The 11,552-nt window shown below is 59.4% G+C and carries 9 protein-coding genes, 1 tRNA gene and 1 CRISPR repeat array; of the genes, 7 read left to right on the forward strand and 3 right to left on the reverse strand.

The window, feature by feature from the left end; all coding sequences use genetic code 11:
- Positions 1-178: 178 nt before the first annotated feature.
- Complete coding sequence (locus tag ASH01S_RS16325) at positions 179-1,186, reverse strand: LysR family transcriptional regulator (protein WP_067929508.1); 1,008 nt, start codon at positions 1,184-1,186, stop codon at positions 179-181.
- A gap of 141 nt (positions 1,187-1,327) precedes the next feature.
- Between ASH01S_RS16325 and ASH01S_RS16330 the strand changes: the two genes are divergently transcribed.
- The 5 genes from ASH01S_RS16330 to ASH01S_RS16350 all read left to right on the forward strand — a co-directional run bounded on the left by ASH01S_RS16330 (position 1,328) and on the right by ASH01S_RS16350 (position 5,911).
- Positions 1,328-2,899 (forward strand): acetolactate synthase large subunit, encoded by a 1,572-nt coding sequence (locus ASH01S_RS16330; protein WP_067929509.1) that lies wholly within the window; start codon positions 1,328-1,330, stop codon positions 2,897-2,899.
- Between the two features lie 79 nt (positions 2,900-2,978).
- On the forward strand, positions 2,979-4,355 hold the full coding sequence (locus ASH01S_RS16335; protein WP_067929510.1) for an MFS transporter: 1,377 nt from the start codon (positions 2,979-2,981) through the stop codon (positions 4,353-4,355).
- 150 nt (positions 4,356-4,505) lie between these two features.
- Positions 4,506-4,832, forward strand: a complete 327-nt coding sequence (locus ASH01S_RS16340) for a hypothetical protein (RefSeq protein ID WP_067929511.1) — start codon at positions 4,506-4,508, stop codon at positions 4,830-4,832.
- A 257-nt stretch (positions 4,833-5,089) separates the two neighbouring features.
- The gene (locus ASH01S_RS16345) at positions 5,090-5,389 is read left to right on the forward strand and encodes a hypothetical protein (RefSeq protein WP_067929512.1); all 300 of its coding nucleotides are present in this window, start codon (positions 5,090-5,092) and stop codon (positions 5,387-5,389) included.
- A gap of 234 nt (positions 5,390-5,623) precedes the next feature.
- Entirely contained in the window at positions 5,624-5,911 is a 288-nt protein-coding gene (locus ASH01S_RS16350; protein ID WP_067929513.1) for a hypothetical protein, read from the forward strand.
- A gap of 68 nt (positions 5,912-5,979) precedes the next feature.
- On the opposite strand, the gene ASH01S_RS16355 is transcribed toward ASH01S_RS16350, so the two are convergent.
- Positions 5,980-6,055, reverse strand: a tRNA-Met gene (locus tag ASH01S_RS16355).
- A gap of 427 nt (positions 6,056-6,482) precedes the next feature.
- Between ASH01S_RS16355 and proC the strand changes: the two genes are divergently transcribed.
- Positions 6,483-7,307, forward strand: coding sequence for a pyrroline-5-carboxylate reductase (proC, locus tag ASH01S_RS16360; RefSeq protein WP_067929514.1), 825 nt, complete (start codon positions 6,483-6,485; stop codon positions 7,305-7,307).
- Between the two features lie 187 nt (positions 7,308-7,494).
- Entirely contained in the window at positions 7,495-7,896 is a 402-nt protein-coding gene (locus ASH01S_RS16365; RefSeq protein WP_067929515.1) for a GNAT family N-acetyltransferase, read from the forward strand.
- Positions 7,897-7,934: 38 nt separating this feature from the next.
- Here ASH01S_RS16365 and ASH01S_RS16370 read toward each other — a convergent pair whose 3' ends face one another.
- Entirely contained in the window at positions 7,935-8,426 is a 492-nt protein-coding gene (locus ASH01S_RS16370; RefSeq protein WP_067929516.1) for a glutathione peroxidase, read from the reverse strand.
- Between the two features lie 409 nt (positions 8,427-8,835).
- Positions 8,836-11,532: a CRISPR direct-repeat array (repeat unit 30 nt; unit sequence GTTTCAATCCCTTAAAGGCAGTCTAACAAC).
- The last annotated feature ends 20 nt before the right edge of the window (positions 11,533-11,552 follow it).

Consider the following 11,552-nt stretch of genomic DNA (forward strand, 5'->3'; position numbering starts at 1 on the left):
TAGCACCACTTTTCTACGCAGACCGTGGAACCTGAAATCGGCGCGAGCCGCGGAACCTATAGCAGAAAGAGTGTGCCGTGTATGAACTGCCACGGATTTGTTCGCATGGCGGACGGGCACGCAACAGACGTATGGATGTTACTACCTGTATCGCCACGATTCAGCCATTTTTACCCCTTTACGGTCGATCCGTTCGCCCATCCCGCTCCCCCATCCACTGCACCGTAAACTCGGCAAACGCGCGCGCTGCTGCCGACAAATCGGCTTCTTGCCACCACACAATACCGACCGTGCGGCGGATGGGCGGATCAACGACCGGCCGCTCCACCACGCCCGCATCGGCCCCCGCGCCCAGCGGCGGCAGCACGCTGACGCCCAAACCCGCCCGCACAAAGGCGCGGATGGTGTCGGTTTCCTCTGCCTCAAAGGCGATGCGCGGGATAAAACCCGCCTCCACACAGGCTTGCTGGACCAACTCGCGCAGCGTGTAGCCCGGCTTGAACAGAATGAACGGCTCTTCCGCCAACGCAGCCAGGTGCAGGCCCCGCCCCGACGCAGCGTCCCCGGCCCCAGCGTCCTGCGTGGCCGTCCTGTCCTCCGTTGCCGCTCCGTGCTGCATGCCCTCCCCATCCTGCATCGCTGCGCCGTCCTGCGCCAGCCGCGCGTCCGGCGGCAGCACCGCCACCAGCTCCTCCTCGAACAGCCGGCGCCCCTCCACCGGCACGCCGGACAACGGCTTCCACGGCGCGACAATGGCCAAATCAAGCGCCCCCTCGAGCAACGCATCCACCAGCCGCCGCACCCGGTCCTGCACCAAATCGAACGTGACCGCCGGTTCCACCCGCCGGTATGCGGCCAGCAGCCGCGGCACCACATGCACGCCGACGCTGTGCGGAAAGCCGAGACGGATAACGCCCGCGTGCGGATCGTGAAAACGGCGCGCCTCCTCGTAAGCCGCCTCCACCTGACGCAAAATCCGCTCCGCCTGCGGCAGGAAACGCAGACCAAACGGAGAGAGCTGCACCCCCTTGCCTTCGCGCACAAACAAGGGCGCGCCCAGTTCCTCCTCCAGCAGGTGAATCTGGCGGCTGACCGCCGACTGGGCCACGTGCAGACGTTTCGCCGCCTGCGTGACGTGACCGAGACGAGCCGCCGTGACAAAGTAGCGCAGCTGATGAAAATCCAACAGGGCCCCTCCCGCCAACCGATATTTTATCTCATAATGAGAACAATACTATCGAATAGATATATTTTATCGAACGGTCGGCCTCGCTTACAATAGAGCCAAGACCTGTGGAAAGCCAACAGCCGTCAGGGAGGTACATCCATGAAAGCCAGCGATCTCCTCGTGCGCTGCCTGGAGGCGGAAGGTGTCGAGTACATCTTCGGCATCCCAGGCGAAGAAAACATCGATTTGATGGACTCACTCACCCGCTCCTCCATCCGTTTCGTCCTCACCCGGCACGAACAGGCGGCGGCCTTTATGGCCGACGTCTACGGCCGTCTAACGGGGCGTCCCGGCATCTGCCTGGCGACGCTCGGCCCGGGCGCGACCAACCTCATCACCGGCGTCGCCAACGCGCATCTCGACCGCTCACCCTTGGTGGCCCTCACCGGCCAGGCGGAGCGTACCCGCCTCCACAAGGAGTCGCATCAAAACGTCGACACCATCCAACTGTTCAAAGGCATCACCAAGTACGACCAGCAAATCCTCTCCCCCCGCACCATCCCCGAGGTGGTGCGCAAAGCGTTCTCGCTCGCCGCGTCGGACAACCCGGGCGCGGTGCACCTGCAGCTGCCCGAGGACGTCGCGCGCGCAGAGGTCGAGGGTCGGCCCCTCCCCATCGGCCGCTTGGCCGATCCGTACCCAGACGGGTACAGTCTGCGCGAAGCGGCGCGGCTCATCATGAGCGCCGAGCGGCCCATCATCCTCGCCGGCAACGGCGTCATCCGCAACCAGGCCTGGAGCGAAGTTCGGCAGCTGGTGGAAGAGACCAACCTGCCGTTGGTCAACACGTTCATGGCCAAGGGGGTGCTGCCGTTTGCACATCCGCTCAACCTGTTCACCGTCGGCGGCAAGCCCTACCCAACCGGGCTGCGCCCGCTCCATGAAGCCGACCTGGTGATTGCTATCGGCTTTGACCTCGTTGAATACGATCCGGCCACCTGGAACGCGGACGCCCGCCGCCGGGTCCTGCACATCCACAACGTCCCGGCAGAGACGGACGCCCACTTCCCGGTGGAACTGGACTTGGTCGGAGACCTGCGCTACACCCTGCGCGCCCTGGCCGACATGGTCGGGCACCGTCCAGATCCGCAACCTCACCTGGCGATTCGCGCCCGGCGCCTCGACGCTCTCTCCACCCCGCCGAGCCCGGCCGAGGCGTTGCCCCACCAGGTGATGTGGACCCTGACCGAGCGGCTGCCGGAGGACGCGGTGGTCATCTCGGACGTGGGCTTGCACAAGGTGTGGACGGCGCGCTGGTACCAGCCCAAACAGGCCGGGCGGACCCTCATCTTCAACGGCCTGGCCGCCATGGGCGGAGCCCTGCCCGGGGGCATTGCCGCCCGCCTCGCCTGCCCGCAGGCGCCGGTGGTCGTGGTCTCGGGGGACGGTGGGTTTTTGATGAACTCTCAGGAACTGGAGACCGCCCGGCGCCTGGGCACAGGCTTTTGCGCGATTGTGTTCAACGATAAGCGCTACAGCCTGATTGAGCGCAAACAGCAGGACGCAAACCTCGCGGTCACCGGGATCGCCTTTGACAACCCGGACTTTCGTCTGTACGCCGAAAGCTTCGGCGCCAAGCACCGGCTGGCGGTCGACGCCGAGTCATTCGCGCGGGAGCTGGACGCGGCGCTGCAGGACGGGGAGCTGACCCTGTTGGAAGTGGTGTGCTAGTCGCAATCCTGAAAAATGAAGGCACATGCTGTAGAATCAAAGGTGCATCGATCCGAACGCGACTGAGGTGAGTTCTCCCGTGAAGACCCAGGCTCCGCGCCGGCCGGACACGACCAAACCATCCGCCCGAAACCAATCGGTCATCCTGCTCGCCGGGCAGGCGGTTTCCAGTGTAGGCAACTACATCTATCTGGTGGCCATTAACGTGTTCGTGCTGCAGACCACCCATTCGGCGGCCGCCGTCGCCGGATTGTGGGTGATGGCGCCCTTGGCCGCCATCACGTTCGGCACCTGGTGCGGGAGCCTGACCGACAGGTGGGAAAAACGCGCAACACTGCTCGGCGTGGAGTGCTTTCGCGCGCTGGCCACCGCCCTCATCCCGCTGGCCAGCCACCTCTCTGTCCTCTATCTGTTGCTCTGGTTGATCAACGGGGGACGCTGCTTTTTCGACAATGCCTATCTGGCCTACATCATGGAGCAGGTTCCATCCGAAAAGCGAAAACGGTTCAACGCCGTCAGCGGCATGCTGCAGTCCGGGGCGCTGGTGTTGGGACCGGCGGTGGGGGCTGGATTTTTGCTTCTGGGCGCCGCCAAACCGGCCATCTGGCTGGACAGCTTCTCGTTTCTCGTCTCGGCCGTGTCCTTTCTGTTGCTGCCCCGGTCCACCGTGTCTGCGCGCCAGCCGCAAGCCGAGACGGCCGCAAGCCCAGCCACACCGGCAAGCGCGCCGCCATCCGCAGCTCCACAGCCGTTCATACCCGTGGACGCAATCCCGATGCCAAGGACCTGGCGAGGCCGTCTCCTGGCGCTCCCGCGCACTCTGGCCGCTGATTGGCGCCAAGCCGGGGGCTTTTTGCGCCAGAACCGGCTGTACGCCTGCGTGTACAGCTTGTTTTGGCTGATCATGAGCCTGGCCGCCGCGGGCGACGCGCAGGAGGTGGTCTTCACCCAGGACGCTCTGCACCTGCCCAGTTCCGCATACAGCGCCTTGGTCTGCGCCGCTGGCATCGGCTACACCGCTGGTGGCGTGACAGCGACGGTGCTGGCCCGCCGCCTGCCGACCCGCTGGATGATGGCCGTCGGAGCGCCCCTGTCGCTGGCCGCCTATCTGGGCTACGCGTGCAGCCGGTCGTTCCCAGAGGCGGCCGCCTGCCTCATCCTGCTCGGCGGATTTTTCTCCATCTGCGGAGCCGGGTTTTCGACGTACCAACAATCCGCCCTGCCCGCCCACCTGGTTGGGCGCGTGCAAAACCTGCTGGGGAGCGGACAGCAGGTGCTGAACGCCGCGTGCACGGTCGCAGGCGGCCTCATCGCCGACCGGATCGGCGTCCGCCTGATGATGCAATCCGCCAGCCTGATTGCCCTGGCGGCCGCCGTCACCCTGGCCATCGTCGCCCTCTGGCCGGCACACCGCCGGACCCTGGCTGTTGGGGACGACGTCGCCCCGTTCGTCTGAACCATCCGCCCTTGCGCGAGCGTCACGGCAAGGTTGCACGAACTTCCCGCGAATGCCCGGCAAATTTCAGTCAGTTTGAGCAGGAAATGGGCTGCAGGCGGCGAATCGAATGGACGTGACATCGATTTCCTGGGGGATGGAGGGGTAAGGGTGCTGTTCCCTATCGGACGGATACGTTGGACACGCGCCGTCCTGGCGCATGACGACATCGACACGGACGACTTGGTACGGGCATTTTCCCGATACATGCAGGGAGACTGGGGAGACCTGGACGAAGCGGCGAAGCTCGAAAATGATCTGGCGCTCACCAACGGCAGCCCCGTCTATGCCGTCGACACTTCGCGCCAAGGCGCGCGCTTTTGCATCTGCACGCAGGGCGAGAAGACCATCGTCTCCCTGTCTGGCGAACAAGACATCAGCGGCGCCTCTCTGCAGCCGCACGCCCAAAGTCGGCGCCACTATCGTCATGATTCATAGGGGCCCTTATCCGGAACATTCCTCCACCGCTGGCACCCGTTTGTAGGGATAGGGCGAGGCTTGGCAATACCCGGGATATTCCCTATGAATCATACTCCGGATAGCTGTACATCCGAAATTCCCAATCTATAATAATTACAAATTCAATAAATCGACGCAAGCGTCCGTCGATGCCAAGCATGAAACGCCCGTGTCCGACACCAGGGCGTTTTTTGGCCCCGGACGGCACGGGACATCAACGCGAGAAGGTGGTGTGTATGTACGATGTCTCGCTCTTCTCCGTAGATTCCATTCACACGATAGGTGGCGCCAGCGCAGCCGTGCTGCTCATCGTCCAATTGCTCAAAGACTTGCCCGGACTGCGCAGGATACCGACCAAACTGCTGGCTCTCGTGGTCGGAGAGGCTTTGTTTCTCGCCATCACCACCCCTCTGCCAACCACCAGCGTCGGGTGGGCGGTGCTGCTGCTCAACGGCGTGCTGGCCGCATCGGTCGCCATAGGCGGCTGGCACATTGTGCGACGGTTAACCCCGAACGATAAAAAGAAAGAATGGTGAACATCCCGATGTACAGAGACAACCTCGACAGCCCGCGGCGCGAAGACCGGCCGCGGGCTTTCCACAGCCTCCACTCCCCCGCCCATGCCTGCAATCTCTCAACCTCGCCTGGCAGATTGATTGAATCCGAGCAAAACCGGCAAGACTGGGGATAGACCTGAATTCCGGGCGTGGCAGGCAACCCCCCTTATCTGTCGACGGGCCGCGTCCGAAGAACCCTGCGGAGGTGCGCAGATGCTGCCTGTTTCCCATGTCCTTGAGGTTTCGGAAGCGTTGGAGACCCTGCGGCAAATCTGGTATTCCTATGCGGAAGGATACATACCGCCGGTCACCGGCACCGAACTGGACGACGCGCAGTTGGAAGAGTTGGAGGCCAAGCTGCCCACCGGCTGGACTTTGTCCATCATGCCACGCGGTGACATTTTAGCCGGCCGCCCCATCCTCATCGACGGCCAGATGCACCTTGTCATCTGCCACGTCGAACGCGACGGCCGCCCGTCCATCTTGCAGCGTCCGCTCTAGCGGGCTTGTATCCCGCTGCATACGAGAACGGTCCGGCTCGCGCGTGCGATCCGGACCCATCTGTTGTATGGTTGCGGGGGCAGGACTCGAACCTGCGACCTTCGGGTTATGAGCCCGACGAGCTGCCGACTGCTCCACCCCGCGCCGACAGGCCCTACCTTACCATGGAATTGGACCGAAGTCAAATCCAAACCGTCTTGACCGTCTTGCCATGTGTCGAAACTGCGTGTATAATCATCCCCAATCGAATCATTACGGCGACGACGAAGGCCAGTAGTTCCGGACAACGGACTCAGAGAGGGACGGTCAGCGGCTGAAAGCCGTCCTGTCACGGACCGGAACGAACCCACCTTTCGAGCTGACACCCTCATAAGGTGTCCGGATCGCACCGATATCTGCGACAATGAGGCGCCCGCCTGACGTGGTGACTGTTAGACCATGAACACCCTGCGGGCGGCGCGAATCAGGGTGGTACCGCGGGAGATAGCTCTCGCCCCTGCCAGACCGGCAGGCGGCGAGAGCTTTTTTGATGCAGACAGAGAGCGAAAAGCGGACAAACGGAGGGAGAATCATGAACACCTGGAGCGGGGAGATATTCGTCATTGGGGCAGGATCCATGGCCGAAGCGTTCATTCGCGGCGTGACGGAGACGCATACCGTGCCGCCCCACCAGATTGCCGTCACCAACCGCACAAACCGGGAACGGCTGGCCCGCCTCGCGCAGGAGTACGGTGTGCGCGTGGCCGAATCACTGAGCGAGGCCGCGTCCGCCCGGCTCGTCGTCGTGGCCACCAAGCCAAGCGACGTGGATGGCGCCCTGGCGGCGGTCGCGCCGCACCTGCACGGGCAGCTGCTGTTGTCCTTCGCCGCTGGGATTCCGATTGCCCGCCTACAACAGCAAAGCCAAGGCAAGGTCTGCCCCATTCGCACGATGCCCAACATCCCCGTCTCCGTGCTCGCCGGCATGACCACCGTGACCTTCGGCGAGGGCGTGACGAACGCCGACAAGCAGGACGTCCTCCTGCTCCTCAGCCAGCTCGGGGAGGTGGCCGAGATCCCCGAGTCGCTGATGGACGCGGCGACCGCGGTCTCCGGCAGCGGGCCCGGCTTCCTCTGCTACCTGCTGGAGGCGATGGAGGAAGCGGCCATCTCGCTGGGCTTCGAGGCGGAACTCGCCCGCCGCCTCCTGTTGCAGACGTTGATTGGCACCGCTCGCACCCTGTCCGAGTGGGGCCTGAGCCCCGGCGAACTGCGCCGCCGCGTCACCTCGCCGGGCGGCACCACCTTTGCCGGGCTGGAAGTGATGCGCACCGGCGAAGTGCACCACCTGCTGGGCAAGGCCCTGCACGCGGCCGCGGAGCGATCCCGCCAGTTCAGTCAGTCGCTCCCGGTCTAAGCTCCGAGGGGCCCGCTCTCGCTCCCGCGCCGACCGAGCGCAGGTGCGTCGCCAGCAGGCCCCGGACGATTGCGTGAGCAGCGGGCGATCCTGTCGGCGGAGACAGACACCGGCATCTTATCCAGACAAGGTACTTGCCACCTCATGGCTTCGACATTGCTTTGGCGCACACGGAGGTGAGCGGCCCATGGCCGACATCGCATTCGAGGTCAACGGACCTGTAACGGTTGAAGAAGCCATCCGCGTTTATCGCACATCGGGGCTGCGGCGGCCGTATCAAGATACCGAGCGGATTGAGTTTATGCTCAAGCACACCGATTTGCTCGTCACCGCCCGCGACAACGGTCGACTCGTCGGCATCGCCCGCGCCCTGACCGACTTCCGGTTCTACTGCTTCCTCACCGACCTCGCTGTGGACGCGGACTACCAGAAACAGGGCATCGGCAAGGGGCTGCTGCAGACCGTGCAGGGTGAACTGGGGGAAGAAGTGTCGTTGGTGCTGTTGTCGTCGCCCGGCGCGATGACCTATTACCCCCATGTCGGCTTTCACAAGGCGGACAACGCCTGGGTGCTGCCCAGGCAGCGGTGAGACCGGGGCAAGCCCCGCTGCGCCATGCCGTCTCCTGGCTACGGCGCCGGTTTCTCCAACTCGGCCACCACATCCGGCTCCAGATCATGCGGCGTCGTGTTGGGGGCATACCGACGGACCACACTGCCGTCCCTCCCCACCAAGAATTTGGTGAAATTCCACTTGATAGCCTCGATCCCCATGGCGCCCTTTGCTTGCTCCTTCAAATATTGGTAGAGAGGATGCGCGTTCTTGCCGTTCACCTCAATTTTGGCGAACATCGGGAAGCTGACGCGGTAGTTCGTCTGGCAAAACTGCAGGATTTCGTCGTTCGTCCCCGGTTCCTGCCCACCAAACTGGTTGCAAGGAAAACCGAGAATCTCGAGCCCCTCTTTCTGATGCGCCTCGTACAGCGCCTGCAAACCTTCGTACTGCGGCGTGAATCCACAGCGGCTGGCGACATTGACAATGAGCAGCACCTTGCCGCGATAGTCCGACAGCGACTGCGGCGTCCCGTCGATCCGTTCGACGGTGAAATCGTATACAGACACGGTTGCTGCCTCCTTCCCAGGTTTGGGGCGGATTCTCTTGGACCCTTACCATGCTTGTCGAGCTCGGAGGAACTCAGCCCAAGGATGAATCCCATCCTCTTTTTACTCTTTCGCCTAGTAGCCTGCCCACTCCTCCTGCCGGAAGCATGTGCAACAGCGTTTGGCTGCGTACGGCTGCGAAAAGCCTCTCCCTGACCAAACCAGCGCCAATACCAGCACTGCCGGCCATCGTGCGATCTGCACGGCCTCTCTTGTACGGCTAGGTGACTGAAATATATATGCCGGCGATGACGTCGTTCAGTTCAAGAGTTGTTTGTTGCCTCAAACTCAGAATTACTTCATTACAGGAATGCTCAAGGGTAGTCTAACCAACTGAATGGTATCTCGAACTCGCCATTCTTATGCGGGTGTTTCAATCCCTTAAAGGCAGTCTAATAACATGGTGCAGGATTGGCGCGGGACGGTTATGATTCGGTTCGTTTCAATCCCTTAAAGGCAGTCTAACAACGAACAAATGCTTCAGCAAATCCTTAGCCGTACTCCAGTTTCAATCCCTTAAAGGCAGTCTAACAACCTGTCCCAGTATCTGCGGCCGGAGACGTTATTCGGGACGTTTCAATCCCTTAAAGGCAGTCTAACAACTTTGCTCCACGGGGCCGAGCTTATCCTTCAGGCCATGTTTCAATCCCTTAAAGGCAGTCTAACAACTATGCTTTAGATATTATGAGGCCTTGTCAGAGCTCCATAGTTTCAATCCCTTAAAGGCAGTCTAACAACCCTCGCTCTTGTAGATCGCCTTTGCTCGACTCTCGGGTTTCAATCCCTTAAAGGCAGTCTAACAACGCAGCCACTGTGCAAGCATCACCACGATAGCAAGACGGGTTTCAATCCCTTAAAGGCAGTCTAACAACGATGCCTTTGGCATGGGCTTTCTTGCTGATGAAGTTGTTTCAATCCCTTAAAGGCAGTCTAACAACAACATCGTCGTGGCATGGGATCTTCTCGTTGGTCAGGTGTTTCAATCCCTTAAAGGCAGTCTAACAACAGGCTCGGTACGGGAGCGTGTACAACACGCCGCTGTGTTTCAATCCCTTAAAGGCAGTCTAACAACTTCCATCCTTATCCCCTCCCCGCTCACACAATTCTGGTTTCAATCCCTTAAAGGCAGTCTAACAACGCGGCGTTGCAGGCGGGAGATTCAATGTAGCTGTGTTTCAATCCCTTAAAGGCAGTCTAACAACGACTCCAGCTTCGCGTATATCTCGCCCGGTGGTCAGTTTCAATCCCTTAAAGGCAGTCTAACAACCGGGTTGAAGTTGATGATCGGAATGAAAAGATATCCTAGTTTCAATCCCTTAAAGGCAGTCTAACAACTAACCAAGTTCGTAATTTTCAAGCTCCTCTACACTGTTTCAATCCCTTAAAGGCAGTCTAACAACGGCACCATGGGCAACATCCGCGCGTCTCCCTCATCTGTTTCAATCCCTTAAAGGCAGTCTAACAACTAGGCTATTGCAATGAGTAATATTGGAGGTCCGTGTTTCAATCCCTTAAAGGCAGTCTAACAACGTGATTTGGCGTCAGTGGGGTTCGAACATTCCACAGTTTCAATCCCTTAAAGGCAGTCTAACAACATTTCACGCTTTGAATGGGTGTTCCTACGCTTTGACTGTTTCAATCCCTTAAAGGCAGTCTAACAACCCAGAAACCTTCCCAATTCGATTCCCTTGCATAGAATCTGTTTCAATCCCTTAAAGGCAGTCTAACAACGGGGATCCCGCTTGCCACCATCGGGCGATGGATGGGGGTTTCAATCCCTTAAAGGCAGTCTAACAACTGGCTATCCGTGTATGCCTGCTGCTCGACGATACCTTGGTTTCAATCCCTTAAAGGCAGTCTAACAACTCGACAATGTCAGTCAGGCGTTGCTTGCGTTCGAGGTTTCAATCCCTTAAAGGCAGTCTAACAACATAATCTACAGACGTATGGAAGACATCAGCGAGTTTCTGGTTTCAATCCCTTAAAGGCAGTCTAACAACAGGTGTTGCTGAAAATGAAACAGGTCAAACCGTTTTAGTTTCAATCCCTTAAAGGCAGTCTAACAACTGATCACGCCAATCACCCCTCATTTACGTTCGATCGTTTCAATCCCTTAAAGGCAGTCTAACAACGCATACTGCGCATGTTGGATTACGCCAGTCGAGTCGACGTTTCAATCCCTTAAAGGCAGTCTAACAACTTCTTGGAACCAAGGGGCGAACTCCAGATCGCCAGTGTTTCAATCCCTTAAAGGCAGTCTAACAACGGAGCAGCGAGTGATGGACGACAAGGAGCGATTGGAGTTTCAATCCCTTAAAGGCAGTCTAACAACGTGGTGCCATGGCGTTCCATTCAATCAGTCGGCACAGGTTTCAATCCCTTAAAGGCAGTCTAACAACTTATGGACAGCCGGTGAATTGCTGGAACCGGCATTGGTGTTTCAATCCCTTAAAGGCAGTCTAACAACCAATCTGCGCGCCCCAATTGAAGCCTGTGAAGCCTGGAGTTTCAATCCCTTAAAGGCAGTCTAACAACGATGGTCTCGATGGATGGAGTACCGGGGAGAGAAAGTTTCAATCCCTTAAAGGCAGTCTAACAACGTGGCACCCGGACCTGATCATGATCTTCGACGGCCTGTTTCAATCCCTTAAAGGCAGTCTAACAACACGTTTAGATCACCTAGCAGGAGCACAGACGTAGCAGTTTCAATCCCTTAAAGGCAGTCTAACAACTCACGTCCGATGCATCGAGCATGAACCCTTCAGGCAGGTTTCAATCCCTTAAAGGCAGTCTAACAACCAAACAGGAGACGAAAGAGGAGAAAATCCCTTGCACAGGTTTCAATCCCTTAAAGGCAGTCTAACAACATATACCTGGTCCGGTGTCTGACTCTCTTGAAAGGCGGTTTCAATCCCTTAAAGGCAGTCTAACAACTCAGAAGATGAGCGTCGACGCAGAATCCGGTTCCACGTTTCAATCCCTTAAAGGCAGTCTAACAACTCGGTCCCGGCTTTTTCCTCCCAGCCAGTATGTCACTGTTTCAATCCCTTAAAGGCAGTCTAACAACCGACTTACGTGGCTACGGCC

The organism is Alicyclobacillus shizuokensis NBRC 103103 (genome assembly GCF_001552255.1).
In the GTDB taxonomy this organism is placed as follows: domain Bacteria; phylum Bacillota; class Bacilli; order Alicyclobacillales; family Alicyclobacillaceae; genus Alicyclobacillus_G; species Alicyclobacillus_G shizuokensis.

Bases quoted from the DNA above. Each gene is read 5' to 3' on its own strand.
- ASH01S_RS16330 (WP_067929509.1), top strand. From the start codon at position 1,328: ATGAAAGCCAGCGATCTCCTCGTGCGCTGCCTGGAGGCGGAAGGTGTC.
- proC (WP_067929514.1), top strand. From the start codon at position 6,483: ATGAACACCTGGAGCGGGGAGATATTCGTCATTGGGGCAGGATCCATG.
- ASH01S_RS16350 (WP_067929513.1), top strand. From the start codon at position 5,624: ATGCTGCCTGTTTCCCATGTCCTTGAGGTTTCGGAAGCGTTGGAGACC.
- ASH01S_RS16345 (WP_067929512.1), top strand. From the start codon at position 5,090: ATGTACGATGTCTCGCTCTTCTCCGTAGATTCCATTCACACGATAGGT.
- ASH01S_RS16365 (WP_067929515.1), top strand. From the start codon at position 7,495: ATGGCCGACATCGCATTCGAGGTCAACGGACCTGTAACGGTTGAAGAA.